Origin of the sequence: Parasphingopyxis sp. (assembly GCF_028279465.1) — a bacterium.
Taxonomy (GTDB): Bacteria; Pseudomonadota; Alphaproteobacteria; order Sphingomonadales; family Sphingomonadaceae; genus Parasphingopyxis.
Genome location: NZ_JANQNS010000005.1, coordinates 17,219 through 38,394, shown reverse-complemented (window position 1 = coordinate 38,394; position 21,176 = coordinate 17,219). Strand labels below are relative to the sequence as shown.

Below are 21,176 nucleotides of genomic sequence, written 5' to 3'. Positions count from 1 at the left end.
TCAGTCGAATGTTGCTATTTTCGCCTAGTCTCCAAAACCGCGATTGCGCAAAAGCGGCTCGACCGACGGTTCGCGGCCGCGGAAACCGACATAGGCTTCGGTCCAATCGCGCGTGTTGCCGCCCGAATAGACAAAGCGATACAGCCGCTCGGCCGTGGCCGGATCGAACACATTGCCGGTTTCGGTAAACGCATCGAACCCGTCGGCATCGAGGATTTCGGACCACAAATATGCGTAATACCCTGCTGAATAGCCGCCGGCGAAGATATGCCCGAAATGCGGGGGACGGTGACGCATGACCATTTCGTCCGGCATCCCGATCCGTGCGAGCGTCTGTTCTTCGAAAGCGCCGACATCGAAATCTTCGGGCACGCTGGTGAGATCGTGGAAATCGAGATCGACGAAGGCCGAAGCCAGGAACTCGACGGTTGCGAAACCCTGATTGAAAGTGCGTGATGCCATCAGGCGATCGACCAGTTCCTGCGGCATTGGCTCGTCTGTTTCATGATGGCGGGCAAAGCGCGACAAAACTTCGGGCGTCAGCAGCCAATGCTCGTAGATTTGCGCCGGGAACTCGACAAAATCGGTCGCGACGGATGTGCCCGAAAGGGTCGGGTACCGCACATTCGAAAGAAGCCCGTGAAGGGCATGGCCAAATTCGTGGAACAGTGTCTCCGCGTCATTGTAGGAGAGCAGGGTCGGCTCGCCGCCGGACACACTCAAGACGTTGACGATGATCGGCGTGGTCTCGCCATCAAGATTGTCCTGCTGTCGATAGCTGCTCATCCACGCGCCCGAACGCTTGTTGGGTCGCGCAATATAGTCGCCATAGAACAGGCCGATATGCTCGCCGGCGCTGTCCTTCACTTCCCAGACGCGCACGGTGGGGTGATACACCGGCAAGTCGTCGCGCTCTTCGAATTGCAACCCGAACAACTGTTCGGCGACGTAGAATTGCGCCGCAATCATATTATCGAGTTCGAAATAGGGCCGGAGCTCTGCCTGCGAAAGGTTGAAGCGCTCCTGCCTGACCCTTTCGGCATAGTAGCGCCAATCCCATGGTGCGAGTGCGTCGTCTGCGCCCTCTGCCGCCCGGATCGAGTTAATCGCGTCCCGTTCTTCCTCTGCGCGGGCGAGGGCGGGGGTCCACACCCGCTCGATCAGATCGCGCGCGGCTTGCGGGGTCCGCGCCATGCGGTCGGCAAGCTGGAATTCAGCGAAACTGTCATAGCCGAGCAAGCGCGAGCGCTCCGTGCGAAGGCGCAATGTTTCGGCGATGATCGCATTGTTATCTTCAGCATCGTCATTGTCGCCGCGTGCGGCCCAGGCCTCGAATGCCTGTCTGCGCAGGTCCCGCCGCTCCGAAAATTGGAGAAACGGTTCGACCGAGGAGCGCTGAAGGGTGATCATCCATTGCCCCTCATGCCCGGCATCAGCCGCCGCACGGGCAGCAGCGGCGCGCAGCGTATCCGGAAGGCCGGCAAGGTCATCCTCGCTGTCGAGCAGCAGCGTCCATTGCCCGGTATCGTTGATCATGTTCTGCGAGAACAGTGTCGACAGCGTCGCGAGCCGCTCGTTAATCTCGGCGAAGCGTTCTCGCGCTTCACCTTCGAGCAATGCGCCCTGGCGTGTGAAACTCGTGTAATAGCGCTCCACCAGGCGCAGCTGTTCGGCATCGAGGTCGAGCGTATCGCGCTGGTCGTAGATCGTGCGAACGCGTTCAAAGAGGGCTGGGTCCAGGCTGATGGCGTTGTTGTGCGCGGCAAGGCGCGGGGCGAACTCGCGCTGGATCTCTTGGATGTCGTCGTTGGTATTGGCTGACGCCATATTGAAGAAAAGCAGGCTGGCTTGGGTCAGCAGATTCCCCGTACCCTCCATCGCGGCAATGGTATTGTCGAACGTCGGGGCGGTTTCGGCATTTGCAATGCGCTGCACCTCGGCCATGTTTTCAGTCATGCCGCGCTCCATCGCCTCGGCATAATGTTGCGGCGTCAGGCTATCGAACTGCGGGGCGCCGAACGGCAAGGGGCTCTCGCTAAGCAGCGGATTGGCAGCCGTTTCAGCAGCCGATTGGTCGGACGTTTCAGACTGCGCTTCCGTTGCATGGGCCGGAGCAGTTACGCCTGCTGCCCCCAGGGCCAGCGTTGCAGCACTGCTGTAAATCCAGATCGCTTTCATAGTAGGTTCTCTCCAAAGGTATCAGATGTGGAAACCAGCGCTAGAGTGGGGTGCTCAGCCTGTTCGAACAGGCCGCTGGGCTTCAATTGTTTGCGTGTAATAAAGTATCACCGGTCTATCGAAAAAATTCGTCGCGCTCAATATCCAACATCGGCCATGCGGGCGAAGCCGTGCTCTCGCACTTTGCGCATATTGCGAGCTGCGTGCCGTCAAGCCCTTGTTCGACTTACCAAGGCACATTATTGAGATAATATATCATTCATCGAGCGAGGACCGAGCCGCAATGCCCGTTGCCAACCGTCTACCTGTCACTGTTCTTTCCGGTTTTCTGGGTGCCGGCAAGACCACCCTTCTCAATCACATTCTGACCAACCGCGAGGGCAAGCGCGTCGCCGTCATCGTCAATGACATGTCGGAGGTGAATATCGACGCCGATCTCGTGCGCGACGGCGAAGCATCCTTGTCGCGTTCCGAGGAAACGCTGGTCGAAATGACCAATGGCTGCATTTGCTGCACCTTGCGCGACGATCTCCTCAAGGAAGTGCGCGCGCTCGCCGAGGATGGACGGTTCGATTATCTCGTCATCGAAAGCACGGGTATTTCAGAGCCACTGCCCGTCGCCGCGACATTCTCCTTCCGGGACGAATATGGCGAATCCCTCGGGGATGTGTCGCAGCTCGACACGATGGTAACGGTCGTCGATGCGATGAACCTTCTGGCCGATTATTCGAGCAGCGATCTCCTATCCGCACGCGGGGAGACGGCCGGCGAAGGCGATGACCGCAGCCTTGTCGGATTGCTGGTGGAACAGATCGAATTTGCCGATGTGGTGATCGTCAACAAGGCGAGCGAGGTCAGCAAGGAGCAACTCGCGATGGTCAAAAAGGTCGTCGCCTCGCTCAACGGCGATGCGCGTATCATCGAGGCCGATTATGGCAAGGTCGATCTCGATCATGTGCTCGATACGGGCCTTTTCGACGAAGAGCAGGCCGAACAGCACCCGCTCTGGCTCAAAGAGCTGTACGATTATGCGAGCCACCGCCCGGAGACCGAGGAATATGGCGTCGAAAGCTTCGTCTATCGCGCGCGCCAGCCCTTCGACCCCGCGAAGTTCTACGAATTCCTTGTGAGCGAGAATCTCGACAAGGTGATCCGTGCGAAAGGCCATTTCTGGCTCGCCACCCGGCCGGATTTCCTGGCGGAGCTGGCGATTGCCGGCCGGCAGAAAAGCGTCAGCCGGATGGGGCGCTGGTGGGCGGCCGTTCCCAAGAATCGCTGGCCCGACGATGGCACGTTCGAGGAATTCGTGATGAAGCATTGGAATAATGTCTGGGGTGATCGCCGACAGGAACTCGTCTTTATCGGTATCGGCATGGATCAGGGGAAGATTGAATCCGCGCTCGATGCATGCTTGCTACCGGTTTCGGAATTCAACCCGGAAGAATGGGCGGCCCTCGACGATCCCTTTCCGGCCTGGGGCGAAGCGGAACCTGCGCCCGAACCAGTATAGGATAGGTCCCTAAGCTTCGTTACGATCGCGCATAAGCGATACGCGATAGTGTAAGCATCGATGGGACGGTGTACGACCCAGTCTGCCACAATTGGCCGTCCCAGCGAACGAATATTGCAAACGAGCTACAGCAAGCGCAGAAGCGGGGACGCTGAATAGAGAGGATTCCCCCGCGATATGGCCACACTCACCTATCTTACGACGACCCATTTTGATTTCGGAGCGCTCGCTCAGCTTCCCGAAGAGCTTGGCAAGGCCGGTATTACGAAACCCTTCATCGCGACAGATGCGGGGCTGGTCGCTGCCGGACTCGTCGAAACGGTTACGAGCGTGCTCGATAGCGGGACGGCGTTTTCCCTGTTCGACGGAACGCCTGGCAATCCAACCGAGGAAGCGGTCAAAGCGGCGCTCGAGCAGTATACCGCGGATGGCTGCGACGGCGTGATCGCGCTGGGCGGCGGTTCCTCGATGGACCTGGGTAAGGCTGTCGCGCTTCTCGCTGAAAGCGGCGGCCCTCTTGCGCAATATGATCCGCTGACTGGCGGGGCGAAGCTGATCAAGGCGGTGGCGCCTGTCATCGCTGTCCCGACAACGGCAGGAACCGGCAGCGAAGTCTCTGTCGGCTTTGTCATCATCCTGGAAGATGGCCGCAAGATGACATTCGCGAGCCCGCTATTCATCCCCAAAGCGGCGATCTGCGATCCGGAACTGACCATGGGGCTACCAGCCGGCATGACCGCTGCAACGGGCATGGACGCGATCACCCATTGTATCGAAGCGTTTCTCACGCCGACAGTGAATCCCCCCGCCGAAGGTGTCGCGCTCGATGGCCTGTGGCGCGGATGGCAGCACTTGCCCGCCGCCGTTAAAGACGGCCAGGATCGCGAGGCGCGCTGGCAAATGATGATGTGTTCGACCGAAGGCGCGCTGTCTTTCATTAAAGGTCTGGGTGCGGTTCACGCGATGAGTCATGCAGCGGGCCGTATCCGGCGTCTGAACCTGCATCATGGCACGCTGAACGCGGTGTTCCTGCCCGCCGTTCTTCGGTTCAATGCCCCGGAATGCGAAGAGAAATATGTGCGCTTGCGCCAGGCGATGGGGCTCGAGCCGGGTGCCGACATTGCCGAGGCTGTGACGAAAATGAACGCGGCGATCGGCCTTCCGCCCGGATTGCGCGCGATGGGTATTGAGGATGACGACATCCCCGGTCTCATCACCTATGCCGAACAGGATCTGTCAGCATTGTCCAATCCGCGCCGCGCGTCCACCGAGGATTTCGAAGCCATGATCAGGGAGTCGCTCTAATCCGCTGAACTGGGCCAGCTTAAGGCCTGTACAAACGCAGTCGAACTACAGGGCGAAGTTTATTGGGAGGGGACAATTGAGGTTTCTTTGGTTTGTTGCAGCGATCTTGGTCGCCACGCCGGTAACTGCGCAAGGCATTCAGCAGACACGCGGGGATTTCGAGGACAGGTTCCGCCAGCTCGATGAGGTGCTGCCCGATCCCAATGTCTATCGTAACGCGTCTGGCGCTCCCGGCCATCAATATTGGCAGCAACAGGCCGACTATCGCATCGACGCGCAGCTTGACGAGGACAATCGCCGACTCACGGCGCGCGCAACGATCCGCTACACCAACAATTCACCCGACACGCTACCATGGCTCTGGTTGCAATTGGATCAGAACAGGTTTCGCAGCGATTCGATAGCCGAGCTGGCCAATGACTTCGGCGGGCCGGGGCGGCGCGGTCCAGCCGTCAGCGCGGCTAGCGGCGATCAGCCCGCCCGGCTTTCGCTGGGCGAGCTCAGGCGGCAACAGTCGATGGCCGACAATGAATATGGATATGACATTACCGCCGTGACCAACGCTGACGGTTCGCCGCTCGCCCATACGATCGTAGGTACGCTGATGCGTGTCGATCTGCCGGTGCCGCTTGCGCCCGGTCAGAGCGTCGATTTCGGGATTGAGTGGGCCTTTAACATTGTTGAGGAAAATGCAGTAGGCGCGCGGTCCGGTTATGAGCATTTTCCCGACGATCCTCGGTCCAGCGGCAATGATATTTTTCTTCTCGCGCAATGGTTTCCGCGCATGGTCGCCTATTCGGACTATGAAGGTTGGCACAATAAGGAGTTTCTCGGCCGCGGCGAGTTCACGCTAGAGTTCGGCGACTACGACGTATCGATGACCGTGCCCGATGATCACATAGTGGCGTCGACCGGCGTGCTCCAGAATCCCGAAGAAGTGTTGACCGCTCAGCAGCGTCAGCGTCTCGAACAGGCGCGCACGGCCGACGAGCCGATGTTCATCGTTACGCCGGCGGAAGCCGAAGCGAATGAGCGCAGCGGTCCGTCGGGTACCAGGACATGGCGCTTTTCGGCGCAGAATGTCCGCGATTTCGCATGGGCGTCGAGCCGGAAGTTCATGTGGGATGCGCAGGGCCATCGCCAACCGGGCGCAGAGAATGAAATCGTGATGGCGATGTCCTTCTGGCCGAAAGAGGGTGGCGAACTCTGGCGGCGATATTCGACCGCCGCCGTCGTCCACACGATGGAGGTCTATTCGCGTTTTTCGTTCGATTATCCCTATCCGACTGCGCAATCCGTCAACGGACCCGTGGGCGGGATGGAGTATCCGATGATCACCTTTAACGGTCCGCGGACCACGCTGAACGACGATGGCAGTCGCACTTACTCGCTGTCGGAAAAGGTCTTTCTCATCGGTGTCGTGATCCATGAGATCGGACATATTTACTTCCCGATGACGGTGAATTCGGACGAACGCCAATGGACCTGGATGGACGAGGGGATCAACTCGTTCCTGGACTCGGTTGCGGGTTATGAATGGGATCCGGACATGCCCTGGACCCGCAGCCTGCCGCGCGACCTGATCCCTTATATGACGTCCGACCAGCAGGTACCGATCATGACGCAATCGGATTCAGTACGTAACCTTGGGCCGAACGCCTATGGCAAGCCTTCCGCCGCCTATCACATTCTGCGCGACACGATCATCGGCCGCGAGCGCTTCGATTTCGCGCTGCGCGAATATGCACGACGCTGGCGTTTCAGGCGGCCGACACCGGCGGATTTCTTCCGGACTATCGAGGAAGCGTCCGGCACCGATCTCGACTGGTTCTGGCGTGGTTGGTTTTACACGACCGACCATGTCGATATTTCGCTCGACTCCATTTACCGGCTGCGCATCGACACCGAGAATCCGGACATTGACCTTCCACGCCGACGTCAGGAACATGCCGATGAACCCGAACGCGTCGGCAACAGGCTGAACCGGGAACAGAATCTGCCGATCTGGGTCCTCGAAAATCCCGGCGTGACAGATTTCTATGACGATAACGACCAATTCACCGTTACTCCGAGGGACCGTCGCGAATTCAACGAATTTCTTGAGGCGCTCGAGCCGTGGGAACGCGCGGCCTTCGACCGGGCGGTTGAGGAGGATGCCAATTATTATGTGCTCAACTTCTCCAACCTTGGCGGTCTCGTCATGCCAATCATTCTCGATTTGACTTTTACCAATGGCAGCACAGAGCGGATGATGATCCCGGCTGAAATCTGGCGGCGTAACTCGCGGGAAGTCAGCAAGCTTCTCGTCTTTCCGCGTGGCCGGGAGCTCGAGCAGGTCGTCGTCGATCCCGATTGGGAAACGGCGGATGCCGATGTCGAGAATAATCACTACCCACGCCGGATTGTTCCGAGTCGGATCGAGGCATTCAGATCGCCCGATGGCGAATCGCGCGTTCAGCGCGATCTGATGCATGAAGCGCAGGAATGATCCGCTACGCCATCGCCATACTGATGCTGTGTCTGGTCGCGCAGCCAGCGTCTGCGCATCAGCAAAAGCTGGCCATCACGACGATCGCGATCAACGAGCGTGTCGATCGACTGGAGATCATGCACCAGATCCCGGCGCATGATGCGGAGCATGCCCTCCGTCTTCAAGGCCGCAACTCTGCGGATATTATTGGCAGCGCCGAGAGCCGACAGGCTTTCGCCGAATATGTGGCCAATCGCTTTGAACTGGTGATCGATGGCGAGCCGATATCATTGACGTTCATTGGGTCGGAGATCGAAGGCGGCACTCTTTGGGTCTATCAGGACGCGCCGGTACCGGCCCCTGATGCGACTATCATGGTCAATTCGCAAATCCTGACAGACGTCTGGCCGCGTCAGGAGAATCGCGTCAATTTTACGCGCGGAACGAACGTGCGAACAGTGATCTTCGGTGCCAATGATGGATTGAAGCAGGCGCAGTTTCCCTGACCGTACGGCCAGTGGCCTCAAGCTTTGAGAGTGGCTTATCCGTTACGTCTGGTCCGAAAGCTCACGGTGCGCTTGTGCGAACCATTCCTTGACCTGTTCGAGATGGCGCTCGCCCCATACCTCGACGAACCGCATGGTTCCATAGGCGCTCTTATCGGCCAGTGCCGCCATACGCGCTTCCACATACTCCATCGTAAGCGGAATGCCGCAGGATACCGTTATGCAATGCTTCCAATCGTCATAGGTGTTCAGAACGGGTGACTGGTTCATCGGGTACCTCTCTACATCATTCAAATATTATCAGCGGATCGACCTTAGCAAGATCAGGCCGAACGAAAACTACAAGGCGGATGCAAACCGCAGGGGCTCGCCTTGCGCTGTTTCAGCGAGTTCGGCTTCCCACATGCCGATATGACCGCGTATGATCGTGCCGATCACGCGGCCTTGCAGCTCCATGCCCGTGAAGGGCGACCAGCCGCAGCGGCTGGCCAGCCAGTCTTCCGTGATCGTGAAGCTGCCCGCGCAGTCAACCACGGTGAAATCGGCATCGTAGCCTGGGGCGATCCGGCCCTTGCTGACAAGGCCGAACACGCGCTGCACAGAGGTGCTGGTCATCTCGATCAGCCGTTCGAGGGTAAGCCGCCCATTGGCAACATGATCGAGCATCAGCGGTAACAGGGTCTGCACACCGGGCATGCCGCTGGGCGTATCGGGATAGGTTTTCGCCTTTTCTTCGCGCGTGTGTGGCGCATGGTCCGAGCCGATTACATCAGGCACGCCCTGGCGCAGCCAGTGCCATAGGCCCTCGCGATGCGCTTTGCTGCGGATCGGTGGGTTCATCTGCGCGAAGGTGCCGAGGCTCGGATACGCCTCCTCGCCGGCGAGCGTCAGGTGCTGCGGGGTGACCTCGCAGGTCGCAATGTCGCGATGCTGGGCGATGTACTCGAATTCGGCAGGGGTGCTGATATGGAGAATGTGGATCGGCCTTCGCGCGCCGCGCGCGAGGCTGATGATGCGCTTCGTCGCCAGCATCGCGCTTTCATCGTCACGCCAGACCGGATGGCTCGCCGGATCGCCTTCGACCCGCCGGTCGAGGCGGGCCTGCATCCGGGCCTCATCCTCGGCGTGGATCGCAACGCGACGCGATCCGCTCGCCAAGACCCGCGCAAGCGGTTCGTCCTCGGCGACGAGTAGATCGCCGGTCGAGGCGCCCATAAAGACCTTGACCCCGGCTGTGCCCGGGATTCGTTCAAGCTCGGCCAGCTCTTCGGCATTGGCGCCGGTGGCACCGACATAGAATGCGTGGTCGCAGAACATGCGATGGTGCGCGCGCTTGAGCTTGTCCGCAACTCTGTCAGCAGAATCTGTATTGGGCGACGTGTTCGGCATCTCGAACACCGCCGTGATGCCGCCCAGAACGGCCGCTTTGCTGCCGCTTTCGAGGTCTTCCTTATGCTCGAGCCCTGGTTCGCGGAAATGGACCTGGGAATCGATGACGCCGGGCAGCACATCGAGCCCCGTGCAGTCGATGCGCCGGGCTGCTTCACGGTAGCTCCCGATCCCGATGATCTTCCCGTCGCGCACCGCGACGTCGGCGACGTCCGAACCGGCCGGCGTGTGGACCGTGCCGCCAGCGAGAACGAGTTCAGGGTTTGATCCGGCCATAACGTCCTTTGTTGCGCACTTGCCTTAGCTCGGGGATGCCCATGCTACGGCGTCATGTGGGTGGAGGCTCTCAACATGCCGGACGTAAACCTTCGCGCCGCGATAGTCGCCCAACATATCCTCAATCCTCCGTGCTGCGTCCTCGACGAACATCAGATTCTGCCCGTTGAGCGCGGCGAAGGCCTGCTCGTCGGCGCGCTTGACTGCCGTTTGCACCGGCGTCCCTACCGCTGCCTCAATCTCGTCGATTAGCACCAGCAGCCCAAAGCCGGTCGCTGCGGAGTCGATCTCGACCGTGACATGTGCCTCGCTGCGCTGGCTGTGCGGAGTCGCCATCGAAGCATTTTTTTCAAGCCAAGCGGCAACCTCGCTCGGGGCAACCGTTCCTTCCTTACCGAATGTATCGAGAAAATTCTGCTCAATTAGCTGTCGCGACAATGCAGCCGAGCAGGGGCAGGTTGAGGAATATTCAACGCGTACTTCCGCTTGGCAGGCAAAGGTCCCGTTGACCAGCGAGGCTTCAATTTTCACCGGATAGGACTTCCAGCCCGAAAGGCCCTCGGTTACCAGCGCCGAGCGACTCACAAGCAGGTCGAAGCCGATCCGCAGGCGCGCATTGCCGCTGCCGCAGTCTTCATGGCTCTCGACCATTTGGTCCAGCAGCACTCTCAGCCCTTCCGGTGTCAACGGATCGCCATCTGCCAGCGTATCGACCAAGCGATACAGCCTCGACATGTGAATGCCTTTCACTTCGGGCGACGGCAGATCGACCAGTGCGTCGATACGGGCATGCACATCACGGCGATAGCCGGGTTCGGTAACGAGTATGGGCAGATCGATGCCCTCCATGCCCACCCAGGCCAACGGGCTTTGCGCGGGGACGGTGTCGGAACGGGAAATATCGGGAAGATTTGCAAGCATGTTCATATCCGGTTGCGGCGCTGCTCCGTGTTGAGTCAGTGCCTTGGGAAGGAAGCCCGCTGATTTAGCGGATCATGAATTCATCGTGATTTGGTTATTCGATCAAACAGTTTCCAGATGCCGAGCGAAAGTGGATTGGCGGCAAACGATATTGTGTTCGCCAAATCGCTTCGTCATCACTCCAGCTCATATATGATCGGCGAAAATCTTACGCTACATCGTCCTTTCGACCTCTTGTTATTGAATATGTTATATTATATCTTGTGAAGTTCGCAACCAATCTAAAATCTGGAAGGTCAAGAAGCAGAAAGCCGTGCCCCTTACACTCACCAACACGCTCAGCGGACAACGCGAAGTCTTTGTGCCCACCGATCCGGCGCACGTTACGCTATATGTGTGCGGGCCAACGGTTTACGATTATGCCCATGTCGGCAACGCCCGGCCCGCCGTCGTTTTCGATGTTCTTTACCGCGTCCTGAAGCGGCGCTTCCCGCGTGTGACATACGCACGCAATTTCACCGATATCGATGACAAGATTAACACCGCCGCCGAGGAAGCCGGAATACCGATCGGCACTGTCACCTCCAAATATATCGACGCTTATCATGAGGACATGGCGGCACTCGGGGTGCTGACGCCCGATGTCGAGCCGCGCGTCACCGATCATGTACCCGATATCATCGGCATGATCAGCGCGCTCATCGAGAATGGCCACGCCTATGTGGTTGAAGGTCACGTGTTGTTCGAGGTCGCGAGCTTCCCAGACTATGGCCGCTTGTCCGGTCGCAGCCTCGACGAGATGCGGGCCGGTGCGCGCGTCGAGGTGGCCCCGTTCAAGCGCGATCCCGCAGATTTCGTGCTCTGGAAACCCTCATCCGGCGATCAGCCGGGATGGGATAGCCCCTGGGGGCGCGGTCGACCGGGCTGGCATATCGAATGCTCGGCGATGATCGAGAATCATCTCGGGAACTCGATCGATATCCATGGCGGCGGGCAGGATCTGATCTTCCCGCATCACGAAAATGAGATAGCCCAGGGCACCTGCGCGCATGATGGCGAACTCTATTGCCGCTACTGGGTCCATAACGGTTTTGTGACGATTGACGGCGCCAAGATGTCCAAGTCGCTCGGCAATGTGCGTCTGGTGCGCGAGCTGCTGGAAGATGTGCCGGGCGAGGCGATCCGGTTGGCGCTGCTGTCGGCCCATTATCGTCGGCCGCTCGACCTCTCCGAACGCAGCCTGGGCGATGCCCGGCGCGGGCTCGACAGGCTCTACGGCGCGATGCGAGACCTTAGCGACGTTGCGCCGACCGAGGCAGGGGATCGACTCGAACCCTTCCACGCGGCGCTCGACGACGACTTGAACACCCCGACAGCGCTCGCCGAGCTGTTCGGCCTTGCGAAGGCCGCGCACAAGGCGTCGGACCCAGCAGAACGCGCTGCGATCAAAGCGGCGATGATGGAGGCGGGCGCCATGCTCGGACTGATCGAGGCCGATCCCGAACACTGGTTTACGGGCGCGAATGACAATGACGCCATGGATGCGACGATCGAGCGGCTCGTGGCCGATCGGGAAGCCGCGCGCGCTGCGCGTGACTTTGCGGAGGCTGACCGCTTGCGGGACATGCTGACGGGAATGGGCGTTCTTTTGGACGATACACCCGACGGTACGGCCTGGAGGCGGATGGCATGACGCGGATACTGATTGCGTTCATCCGCGGATACCAGCGTTGGCTCTCCCCGCTCACCCCGCCGACATGCCGCTTCCAGCCGAGCTGCTCAGCCTATGCCGTAGAAGCGCTCGCGCGCCACGGACTGCTGCGCGGCAGCGCCTTGTCAGTATGGCGCATATTGCGCTGCAACCCTTGGGGCGGCCATGGGTACGATCCTGTCCCGCCGATCCGTTCGAGAAAGATCGATTGATGAACGAACCGTTGTCACTGCGACTCTACGCCTGCGACAAACTGCGCCAGGAGTTTATGCAATGAGTGCTATCCGCACCGGCGCTCAGGCTCCGATCCCCATTTCGCTGCTGACCGGTTTTCTCGGCAGCGGCAAGACCACATTGCTCAACCATCTCGTGCAGTCTCCCGAGATGAGCAAGGCGCTGCTCATCATCAATGAATTCGGCTCGATCGGCATCGACCATGACCTCGTGGCCTTTGGTGACAATGATACGGTTGTTGAGATGTCCAGTGGTTGCTTGTGCTGCACCATCCGTGGCGATCTTGTCCGCACGCTACGCGACGCGCCATGGCGGTATGCCCGCAATGGCGACTGTTGGTTCGATCGCATCGTGATCGAGACCACCGGTCTCGCCGATCCGATGCCGATTCTCCACGCGCTGATGACCGATGAGGAGATCGCACCGCTCTACCAATTGGACAGTGTCATCACCACCGTGGACGCCGCAACGGGCATGGATACGCTCGACCGGCAAGAGGAATCGGTGCGCCAGGCCGCAGTCGCCGATCGCTTGCTGCTGACCAAGACCGATCTCGTAAGCGAAAGCGAGGCAGCGCAGCTCAAGGACAGGCTTCGGACGATCAATCCGGCTGCGCCGCTCATTACGGTGATCAACGGCGAGGTCGAAACGCAGCAATTATTTGGCGCGGGACTCTACGACCCCGCCACGAAGAGCGAGACCGTCCAAGCCTGGCTGAGCGCCGAAGCCTATGAGGCGCCGCATCATCACCATCATGACCATGATCACACGCATGACGCGCACGACCATCATCATGGCGAAGATGAACAGTGTGACGAGCACGATCATGGTGACGCACACGACCATCATCATGACGTCAACCGTCACGACGATCATATCCGCTCGCTGTGCCTGACGTTTGACGAGCCGCTGGAAGCGGAAGCTCTGGAGCGCTGGCTCGATATTCTGATGATGTTTGCGAGCCACGATATTCTGCGGGTGAAGGGCATCCTGAATCTTGCGGGGTTCGACAGACCCATGGTGATCCATGGTGTGCAGAACATCTTTCATCCACCGGTCATGCTCGATGCCTGGCCCAGTGACGATCATCGCAGCCGCATCGTTTTCATCACACGCGACATCGACGAACGGGTGTTGCGCGAGACGCTCGTCGTGTTGACGCAGCCTATTTCGCGCTTTGAAGTCTATGGGCCGGAAGGTTCGGGCCTGACAGGTGCAAATCCAGAACTCTTGCCGCTCGGTTCGAGCAGTTTGGATGCCAAACTCACCACACCACCATCTGAATGGAGCAAAGCGTGACCAGATCGAGCGTACCGTTTGCGGATCGCACCAGCGTCGAGCAGGTCGAGCTTGGCGACGAGCTGGCCCCGCGCTTCGATGCCGAGGGCCTCTCGCCGGTCATTGTGATCAACGCTGCGGATCAGTCGGTGCTAATGCTCGGATATATGAACGCTGAGGCGCTGGAGCAGACGCTGCTTACCCGCGAGGCGCATTTCTGGTCGCGCAGCCGCGAAACGTTGTGGCGAAAAGGCGAGCATAGCGGCTTCACTCAGGCCGTCGAACGGATACTGATCGATGACGATCAGGATGCCCTCATTCTGTTTGTGCGTATCGAGGGTCCGGGAAGCTGCCATGTCGGTTACAAATCCTGTTTCTATCGCGAAATCGATCTGAAATCGGTTGGTGCCGACGCTCCCGTCAAGCTGATACACATCGAACCCGAGCGCGCGTTCGACGCCGATGCAGTCTATGCAGGGCTGCCCAACCCGACGCGGCTGTAGTTATGCCGGCGGCCAATCGTACGGTGCGAGGCTCCGGAAGCTCGTCGCTGCGCCATCCTTGCGATTCTGGCCTGCGCCGCTCACGCGAAGAAATTGAACTGATCATTCTTGATGTTCTTGCTCGGGCGAACGCTCCCATGAGCGCCTATGATATCGCGGCACGTTCGGCCAAAACCGGAAAAAAACTCTTCCCCGCGCAAGTCTATCGCACGCTCGCTCGATTGATCGAACAAGACAGGGTCAGCCGCATCGAATCGCTTTCGGCCTTCGTAATCAAGCAGGAAGCGGGTGACATCTGCTTGATCGACGGGTCGGGGCATCTGGTTGGTTCAGCGCCAGCGCCCGATCTTGTCGATCGACTCGTCCAACTCGCGGAAGCGTCCGGCTTCAAGCCCTGTAGAACGATCCTCGAAGTTCATGGTGAATTTGAGGCTCGCCGCTGAGTATATGCGGTGGAACCGAGGGGCGCTCTGAACGGTTCGACTGCGCGTTAACACGAAGAAGCTTTGGCAGAGGATTAGCATGTGATCGCTTATGCTACGCTCGGCACCAATGATATGGACCGGTCAATCCTGTTCTACGATGCCGTTTTCAAGGCGATAGGCGGGGTACGCGAAGAGACCGATCCCACATGGACCCGCTATGGTCGTGACGGCGAACGGGCGAAGCTGTGCCTGACTTCACCCTATGATCGTCAGGCCGCTACAAATGGCAACGGAACGATGCTCGCCTTCGAGACATCAGACCACGCGTCCGTGGATGCCTTCTACAAGGCGGCACTGGAGCATGGCGGTGCCGACGCGGGCGAACCTGGCATCCGCGAAGGGACGCACTACGTCGCCTATGTTCGGGACCCGGACGGGAACAAGCTTTGCGTCTTCGCGCCGAAATGAGGTGTGAGGCCATCTCTACCTTGCGAATTGTAACCGTCGGGGCAGCATGGCATACCCTGACCGTGAAGAGAGTTTAGCATGCATTTTGATCTTCCGAAATTCACGGTCTCTGGCACGCCGCAGGAGATGGGCCGCCAATATGGGAGCCAGTGTCGCGCCATGATCCACGCCTTTGTTGCCGACCGCGAGGCTGCAGTTGAGGCATATTTCAAGGAGCGCGGTTTTGAGGGAACGGCAGAGCTGTTCGAAGCCGGGGCTGGGTGTCTTGACCAAGTCCGTACATTCGACCCGGCTGGTCATGTCGAGCATCTCGGCATTGCCGAAGGCGCCGATATCGATCCCATACGTTTGTTCACCACAACGAATATGACCGATGTTCGCGATATCATCCTCCTCCCCGAAGACCCCCCGGTTGTAGAGGATGAAGGCTGTACCGCTGCGTTGCTCCCGCCGGAAATCACGCGTGATGGTCAGGCTCTCCAGGGTCAGACCTGGGATCTCAATGGGCCAGACGTCGAATATGTGATTGCGCTTCACCGCATCCCGGATGAGGGCCCCGAGACGTGGACGGTCACGTGCGCCGGATGTCAGACGCTGATGGGGATGAACACGCATGGCGTGACGGTCGGCACCACCAATCTCAAAACCAAGGGCGCGAAGATCGGTATCCCCTATCTCTCCGTCCTGCATTTGGCGCTTGGACAAACAACACTCGAAGCGGCCAGCGCGATTTTCGAGCGCACGCCGGTGGCCGGCAGCCACTCCTACTGGGCGGGCGACGCGACGCAGGCGATCGAGTGGGAACGATCCCCAAGTTCGGCCCGCTCCAGGACAACAGGCGACGGTCCGCTGGCCCGGACCAATCATTGTCTGTTCGAAGAGAATATCGCGCTGGAGACCGATCTATCGCCCAGCACGCATCAGCGGTTTTCGCGGATGGAGAGATTGCTGGATCAATCGGGCGATCACACGCCTGAGACAATGAAAAAGCTGTTTGCCGACCGCTCCGATGGCCGCCTCAGCATCAATCGCTTTGCCGAGGACGATTCGGGAGCGACCACGAACGCGGTTGTTGTCTGCAACCCCGCCGATCTCGAATTCTGGGCGTGCCGGGGACAGGCAGATAAAGGGGTATGGGAAAGGCTCGAATTCGAGAAACAGCCCGCGACGGCACTCTAGCTTGATCTCGACTAACGGCCGTTGGGCATCGACATAACGATCTTGCGCTAGTCTAATCCGAGTCTATGGTCACGCGCAATTATCGGAGCGATCCGGGAATGCATGGTGCGGCCGTTGCGCCGTCCTCTTCGCAACGTCTTGCAATCAACAATCTACGCTCGGCTACCAAGGGAGCAGCGACTATGAAGCGGTTTTCGGAGAGATCAAAAACGCGGCTCGCTTTTGCGAGTGTTCTGGGCTTGGCTATCCTTGCCATGCCCGCCCAGGGCCATGCTCAGGATGCTGATGCTGCGGAAGCAGCTGATGCCGTAGACGAACGCCATGTTTGGGATCTGACGGCATTCTATCCGACCAAAGAAGCCTGGGAAGCAGAACTCGAACGGCTCCGCGGTGAAGTCGACACGCTCGATGCCTATCAAGGCCGACTTGAGAACGATGCCGCAACCTTGCTGGCCGCCCTGGATGCAAGCTCTGCTTTCAATCGAGAGATGACGCGACTTTGGACCTATGCGTCCAACCAGCGGAATACCAATCTTGGCGACCCGGCCGGTCAGGAGATGGTTGGCCGGCTTCAGGCGCTCTGGCAGGCGGCGGGGGCCGAACAAAGCTTCATGCTGCCCGAGATTGTCGCGATCGGCGAAGAACGGATTGAAAGCTTCATCGCCGAAGAAGATGGCTTGCAGAAACACGCGCACGGTCTTCGTAATACGCTTCGACAAGGCGAGCACACGCTTTCTCCGGAAACCGAACAGGTCATGACTTTGATGAGCACGGCACTGTCAGCGTCGCAGAATGCGCGCGACCTGCTGGCCAATGCGGAAATCGACTGGCCGCGCATCACCTTGAGCACCGGGGAAGAAGCGCATCTCACTCCCTCAGGGTATACGCTGCATCGTCAGGCCGCGAACCGCGAAGACCGGATCGCCGTGTTCGACGCGTTTTGGGGGACGTGGAGAGAATATGAGAGCACCCTCGGCGCAACGCTGAATGGAGAAGTTCAGGCGAATGTCGCGACGGCCACAGCGCGCAACTATGACAATACGCTGCAATATTTCCTCTCGGGCGACAATATTCCGGAGGCGGTGTATCGCACCCTCGTTCAGGTGACGAATGACCGTATCGATGTTCTGCATCGTTACTTTGCCTTGCGCGCGCGCATGCTGGAGATCGAGGATCTCGGTTATCACGACATTTATCCGGCTATGGTCGAGACCGACCTGACCTTCCCTATCGACGAGACGCGCGATCATGTGCTCGCTTCGATGGACGTTCTCGGTCCTGAATTTTCGCAGCAATTTGCCGAAGTGTCACAAGAGCGCTGGATGCATGTCTTTCCGCAGGCCGGCAAACGCTCGGGCGCCTATATGTCAGGTGCGGCCTATGACGTGCATCCGTTGATCCTGCTCAACCATCTCGACGATTATAACAGCGCATCGACCTACGCCCATGAGTGGGGCCATGGCATGCATCAGGTGTTGACCAACGAAAATCAGCCCTATGAGCTCGCCGACTTCTCGATCTTCACGACCGAGATTGCGGCCATCGCGCAGGAGATTTTGCTGCAAGAACATATGCTGGAACAGGCCGAGACCGAAGACGAACGGCTCTACTATCTCGGCTATGCGCTCGAGCAGATGCGTGGCACCTTCTATCGTCAGGTGATGTTCTCCGAGTTCGAGCTCGCGATCCATGAGGCGGTCGAACGCGGCGAAGCGCTGACGGGCGCGCGGATGACGGAAATCTACGGCGAAATCTTGAGGCGCTACCACGGCCACGATGAAGGCGTCATGGAGATCACCGAAAGAGAGATGATCGAATGGGCCTATATCCCCCATTTCTACTTCAACTTCTATGTCTACCAATACGCCACCTCGATCGCCGGCGCGGCCTATTTCGTTGAGCAGCTGAACACGGGCGGCGATGAAGCCCGCGAGACCTATCTCAATTTCCTGCGGGCCGGCGGCTCCGATTATCCGCTGGAAATCTTGCGGGACGCCGGGCTCGATATGACCACGGCAGCGCCGTATAATGCGGTGATCGATCGCATGGACAGCGTGATGGACGAGATCGAGGCTATTCTCGACGCGCGCGGTGACTAGGGGGCGGGCGATTGGTGTAATCGGACTGCCAGGCGATGAGAACAGTTCCGTCTCGCCAAAAGCAGATAGCTAGTCCGTTACTTCTCCGTCCCAATAGTCGAGCTGCATTCGGCGGTCATAGCGTTCGTCGAGCCAGCGCACCTGAACCTTGTTTGAGTCGGGATATACGCTGACCTCATTTGGATTTTGTTCGCCGATCACAAGATACCGACAAACCGCGTCGGTTTCGTTGATCAGGCAATGACCGACCGTCCGACCGGCTGGGAACATTACATAGTCGCCAGCGTGCATCGGGATTCGTTTGTCTCCCAATCGTAAGGTGCATGACCCTTCGAGCACAAAGATGTGCTCCTCTTCCAGCATGTGGAAGTGAAACTGGTTTGACTGTTTGCCAGCGGGCAGTTCTTCAAGTGCAACGCCCACATTGTAATCGTCTCCCGCGATCGCGGAGGTCAGATGTTTAAAGTGAATCGCAAATCGACTTCCCTTCTCGTAAGTCTCGAGCTCGATTTCTCCTGAAGATACTGGATGGTAGGAAGGCGGGTCCGTTTGTTCGGGCATGGTAATTTTACCTCGCGTTTGTGCACGGGCGCAGCGTCGTATCACCGAGCGAAGCAGTCTATCCTGCCCGTGACTATCGCTAAAGTGAAAAGGGAGCCTGGGACGGAATGACGGCCGCTGTATGACGACCACTATGCACCCGCGGCCGCTTTCCTACTGCGCCGGCGCTTCGGCCTCTTTAACCCTGCGTTCGAATGGGCGGGTTGATACCAGGTGGCCGGGCGTAACCTCTTCAAGGTCATCCTCAACATCTTTGCCCGGCGATTTATCGGCGCCGGGCGGCTCATCTTCGAGTAGTATCCGTTCGCGGGTTCGCTCCGCGCGCGGGTCGGGTTGCGGAATCGCGCTCATCAGCGCCTTTGTGTAGATGTGGCGCGGATCATCGACGATCGTTTCGGCCCGGCCAAGCTCGATAATCCGCCCGCGATACATGACCGCGATCCGGTCCGCGATATAGCGCACGACGGACAGATCATGGCTGACGAAGATCATCGTCAGGCCCATTTCGCGGCTCAACCGCTTCAATAGGTTGAGTATCTGCGACTGGATCGACACGTCGAGCGCCGAAACGGGCTCGTCTGCGATCACCAGCTTCGGCTCGGGCGCGAGTGCCCGAGCAATGGCGACACGTTGACGCTGACCGCCCGAAAATTCGTGCGGATAGCGGTTCATCTGGGCCGGATTGAGCCCGACCGTACGCAACAGTTCGATCACCCTGCCGCGCAGTGCCTCGCCCCTCACGTCCGGATGGCGCGTGCGGATAGCTTCGCTGATGGTCGTGAATACGGTCAGTCGGGGATTGAGCGACGCATAGGGGTCCTGAAAGATCATCTGGAAGTTGATCCGCTCTGCGCGGATATCGGCATCGCTCAGCGCGCTCAATTCCTTGCCTTCGAGGAAGATGCGCCCGGAGGTCGGCCGGATCAGCTGCATGATCGTGCGGCTGAGTGTCGTTTTGCCGCAGCCGGACTCCCCGACAATGCCGAGTATCTCGCCCTCGCGGATGGTCAGCGAAATGCCATCGACCGCCTTGACCACGCCCTTGCTTTCCCGCGTGAGGAGCGCGCGGCCGAGATCGAAATGCTGCTCGACATTTTCGAGCACGAGGAAGTCTTCGCGTAGAGCTGTGTCTGAATCGCTCATTCGGCAGCCTCCGTCACTTCCTGCGCAAGCACGGACTCGATCGGCTTGCTGCGATCGCAATGGCCGCATTCACGCACGCAATGCCCGTCGGCGCGCTCGACGAGTTGTGGCGGATCGCCTTCCTCGCCTTTGATCTTGGGGTAGGGACAGCGCGGATAGAAAGCGCACCCGCTGATTGGCTTGGCGAGGTCCGGCGGGGTGCCCGTGATTGTGTAGAGCGCCTCATTCTTTTCGCCGAGCGAAGGAATGGCTTTCTGCAAACTCTGCGTATAGGCGTGCTGCGGTTCGTAGAATATCTGGTCGACCGCACCGCTTTCGACCACCTGGCCGGCATACATCACCTGCACCTTGTCGCAGGTCCCCGCGACCACGCCGAGATCGTGCGTGACGAGAATTACGGCCGTGCCCAAACGTTGCTGGCGCTCCTTGATGATGTCTAGCACCTGCGCTTGGACGGTCACGTCGAGCGCCGTGGTCGGCTCGTCGGCAATCAGCAGATCCGGATCGTTGATGAGCGCTATCGCGATCATCACGCGCTGACGCATGCCGCCGGAAAATTCGTGCGGATAGCTGCGCACGCGCGATGCGGCGTCCGGAATCCCAACTTCTTCCAAAGCGGTGATGGCCTTGGATAATGCCTGTTTCTCATCCATCTTTTCGTGAACGCGGATCGCCTCGATCATCTGCGTCGAGATACGCAAATACGGATTGAGCGAGGTCATTGGGTCCTGGAAGATCATCGAGATCTTCGTGCCCCTTATGTCGCGCATCTGTGCTTCGCTCACTTGGAGCAAATCTTGCCCGTCGAACAGCACTTCGCCGCTCTCTATCCGGCCGGGCGGCTGCGGAATAAGCCGCATGATCGAATAGCAGGTGACCGACTTGCCGCTACCGGATTCACCAACAATGCCCAGCGTCTCGCCGCGATCGAGTTGCAGGCTGATATTCTGTGCCGCGCGCACGACACCGCTGCGCAGGTGAAAGGAGGTGGTGAGGTTGCGAACGTCCAGGAGCGGCATA

19 protein-coding genes are annotated in these 21,176 nt (G+C 59.1%); 12 read left to right on the top strand and 7 right to left on the bottom strand.

Annotated features, from left to right (window positions below):
• Positions 1-24: 24 nt before the first annotated feature.
• Positions 25-2,178: a M3 family metallopeptidase gene (locus Q0974_RS02705; protein ID WP_299322347.1), complete on the bottom strand. Its 2,154-nt coding sequence runs from the start codon at positions 2,176-2,178 to the stop codon at positions 25-27.
• Positions 2,179-2,461: 283 nt separating this feature from the next.
• Here Q0974_RS02705 and Q0974_RS02700 point away from each other — a divergent pair, with 283 nt between their 5' ends.
• From Q0974_RS02700 to Q0974_RS02685, 4 genes are all read left to right on the top strand, one after another.
• Positions 2,462-3,688 (top strand): GTP-binding protein, encoded by a 1,227-nt coding sequence (locus Q0974_RS02700; RefSeq protein WP_299322345.1) that lies wholly within the window; start codon positions 2,462-2,464, stop codon positions 3,686-3,688.
• A gap of 177 nt (positions 3,689-3,865) precedes the next feature.
• On the top strand, positions 3,866-4,993 hold the full coding sequence (locus Q0974_RS02695; protein WP_299322343.1) for an iron-containing alcohol dehydrogenase: 1,128 nt from the start codon (positions 3,866-3,868) through the stop codon (positions 4,991-4,993).
• Positions 4,994-5,069: 76 nt separating this feature from the next.
• Positions 5,070-7,481, top strand: a complete 2,412-nt coding sequence (locus Q0974_RS02690) for a M1 family metallopeptidase (RefSeq protein WP_299322341.1) — start codon at positions 5,070-5,072, stop codon at positions 7,479-7,481.
• On the top strand, positions 7,478-7,969 hold the full coding sequence (locus Q0974_RS02685; protein WP_299322340.1) for a DUF6702 family protein: 492 nt from the start codon (positions 7,478-7,480) through the stop codon (positions 7,967-7,969). The genes Q0974_RS02690 and Q0974_RS02685 overlap by 4 nt, the downstream gene beginning before the upstream one ends.
• A gap of 42 nt (positions 7,970-8,011) precedes the next feature.
• Here Q0974_RS02685 and Q0974_RS02680 read toward each other — a convergent pair whose 3' ends face one another.
• The 3 genes from Q0974_RS02680 to folE2 form a co-directional block, all read right to left on the bottom strand.
• Positions 8,012-8,239 (bottom strand): hypothetical protein, encoded by a 228-nt coding sequence (locus Q0974_RS02680; protein ID WP_299322339.1) that lies wholly within the window; start codon positions 8,237-8,239, stop codon positions 8,012-8,014.
• Between the two features lie 69 nt (positions 8,240-8,308).
• Positions 8,309-9,634: a dihydroorotase gene (locus Q0974_RS02675; RefSeq protein WP_299322336.1), complete on the bottom strand. Its 1,326-nt coding sequence runs from the start codon at positions 9,632-9,634 to the stop codon at positions 8,309-8,311.
• Between the two features lie 24 nt (positions 9,635-9,658).
• Positions 9,659-10,555, bottom strand: a complete 897-nt coding sequence (folE2, locus tag Q0974_RS02670) for a GTP cyclohydrolase FolE2 (RefSeq protein ID WP_299322622.1) — start codon at positions 10,553-10,555, stop codon at positions 9,659-9,661.
• Between the two features lie 313 nt (positions 10,556-10,868).
• On the opposite strand from folE2, the gene cysS reads away from it, so the two are divergent.
• From cysS to pepF, 8 genes are all read left to right on the top strand, one after another.
• Complete coding sequence (cysS, locus tag Q0974_RS02665) at positions 10,869-12,248, top strand: cysteine--tRNA ligase (RefSeq protein ID WP_299322333.1); 1,380 nt, start codon at positions 10,869-10,871, stop codon at positions 12,246-12,248.
• Complete coding sequence (gene yidD / locus Q0974_RS02660) at positions 12,245-12,478, top strand: membrane protein insertion efficiency factor YidD (protein WP_299322332.1); 234 nt, start codon at positions 12,245-12,247, stop codon at positions 12,476-12,478. The genes cysS and yidD overlap by 4 nt, the downstream gene beginning before the upstream one ends.
• Positions 12,479-12,539: 61 nt before the next feature.
• Positions 12,540-13,799: a GTP-binding protein gene (locus Q0974_RS02655; protein ID WP_299322330.1), complete on the top strand. Its 1,260-nt coding sequence runs from the start codon at positions 12,540-12,542 to the stop codon at positions 13,797-13,799.
• The gene (hisI, locus tag Q0974_RS02650; RefSeq protein WP_299322328.1) at positions 13,796-14,281 is read left to right on the top strand and encodes a phosphoribosyl-AMP cyclohydrolase; all 486 of its coding nucleotides are present in this window, start codon (positions 13,796-13,798) and stop codon (positions 14,279-14,281) included. Before Q0974_RS02655 ends, hisI begins: the two co-directional genes overlap by 4 nt.
• A 2-nt stretch (positions 14,282-14,283) precedes the next feature.
• Complete coding sequence (locus Q0974_RS02645) at positions 14,284-14,724, top strand: hypothetical protein (RefSeq protein ID WP_299322327.1); 441 nt, start codon at positions 14,284-14,286, stop codon at positions 14,722-14,724.
• Positions 14,725-14,805: 81 nt separating this feature from the next.
• Positions 14,806-15,174 (top strand): VOC family protein, encoded by a 369-nt coding sequence (locus Q0974_RS02640; protein ID WP_299322325.1) that lies wholly within the window; start codon positions 14,806-14,808, stop codon positions 15,172-15,174.
• Positions 15,175-15,252: 78 nt separating this feature from the next.
• A complete protein-coding gene (locus Q0974_RS02635; protein WP_299322323.1) occupies positions 15,253-16,353 on the top strand; it encodes a C45 family peptidase in 1,101 nt (366 codons plus the stop codon).
• 65 nt (positions 16,354-16,418) lie between these two features.
• Positions 16,419-18,452 carry an oligoendopeptidase F gene (pepF, locus tag Q0974_RS02630; protein ID WP_366943571.1) on the top strand — a complete coding sequence of 678 codons (2,034 nt, stop codon included), beginning with the start codon at positions 16,419-16,421 and terminating at the stop codon, positions 18,450-18,452.
• Positions 18,453-18,521: 69 nt separating this feature from the next.
• On the opposite strand, the gene Q0974_RS02625 is transcribed toward pepF, so the two are convergent.
• The 3 genes from Q0974_RS02625 to Q0974_RS02615 all read right to left on the bottom strand — a co-directional run bounded on the left by Q0974_RS02625 (position 18,522) and on the right by Q0974_RS02615 (position 21,175).
• Positions 18,522-19,013: a cupin domain-containing protein gene (locus tag Q0974_RS02625; RefSeq protein ID WP_299322322.1), complete on the bottom strand. Its 492-nt coding sequence runs from the start codon at positions 19,011-19,013 to the stop codon at positions 18,522-18,524.
• A gap of 153 nt (positions 19,014-19,166) precedes the next feature.
• Positions 19,167-20,156 (bottom strand): ATP-binding cassette domain-containing protein, encoded by a 990-nt coding sequence (locus Q0974_RS02620; protein ID WP_299322320.1) that lies wholly within the window; start codon positions 20,154-20,156, stop codon positions 19,167-19,169.
• On the bottom strand, positions 20,153-21,175 hold the full coding sequence (locus tag Q0974_RS02615; RefSeq protein ID WP_299322318.1) for an ABC transporter ATP-binding protein: 1,023 nt from the start codon (positions 21,173-21,175) through the stop codon (positions 20,153-20,155). Before Q0974_RS02615 ends, Q0974_RS02620 begins: the two co-directional genes overlap by 4 nt.
• Between the last annotated feature and the right edge of the window lies 1 nt (position 21,176).

Coding starts and splice junctions, on each gene's coding strand:
- folE2 (WP_299322622.1), bottom strand. CDS start 10,555: ATGCTTGCAAATCTTCCCGATATTTCCCGTTCCGACACCGTCCCCGCG.
- Q0974_RS02615 (WP_299322318.1), bottom strand. CDS start 21,175: ATGCCGCTCCTGGACGTTCGCAACCTCACCACCTCCTTTCACCTGCGC.
- Q0974_RS02680 (WP_299322339.1), bottom strand. CDS start 8,239: ATGAACCAGTCACCCGTTCTGAACACCTATGACGATTGGAAGCATTGC.
- Q0974_RS02620 (WP_299322320.1), bottom strand. CDS start 20,156: ATGAGCGATTCAGACACAGCTCTACGCGAAGACTTCCTCGTGCTCGAA.
- Q0974_RS02685 (WP_299322340.1), top strand. CDS start 7,478: ATGATCCGCTACGCCATCGCCATACTGATGCTGTGTCTGGTCGCGCAG.
- Q0974_RS02705 (WP_299322347.1), bottom strand. CDS start 2,178: ATGAAAGCGATCTGGATTTACAGCAGTGCTGCAACGCTGGCCCTGGGG.
- Q0974_RS02695 (WP_299322343.1), top strand. CDS start 3,866: ATGGCCACACTCACCTATCTTACGACGACCCATTTTGATTTCGGAGCG.
- yidD (WP_299322332.1), top strand. CDS start 12,245: ATGACGCGGATACTGATTGCGTTCATCCGCGGATACCAGCGTTGGCTC.
- Q0974_RS02645 (WP_299322327.1), top strand. CDS start 14,284: ATGCCGGCGGCCAATCGTACGGTGCGAGGCTCCGGAAGCTCGTCGCTG.
- Q0974_RS02700 (WP_299322345.1), top strand. CDS start 2,462: ATGCCCGTTGCCAACCGTCTACCTGTCACTGTTCTTTCCGGTTTTCTG.
- pepF (WP_366943571.1), top strand. CDS start 16,419: ATGGTCACGCGCAATTATCGGAGCGATCCGGGAATGCATGGTGCGGCC.
- Q0974_RS02625 (WP_299322322.1), bottom strand. CDS start 19,013: ATGCCCGAACAAACGGACCCGCCTTCCTACCATCCAGTATCTTCAGGA.
- Q0974_RS02635 (WP_299322323.1), top strand. CDS start 15,253: ATGCATTTTGATCTTCCGAAATTCACGGTCTCTGGCACGCCGCAGGAG.
- Q0974_RS02675 (WP_299322336.1), bottom strand. CDS start 9,634: ATGGCCGGATCAAACCCTGAACTCGTTCTCGCTGGCGGCACGGTCCAC.
- Q0974_RS02655 (WP_299322330.1), top strand. CDS start 12,540: ATGAGTGCTATCCGCACCGGCGCTCAGGCTCCGATCCCCATTTCGCTG.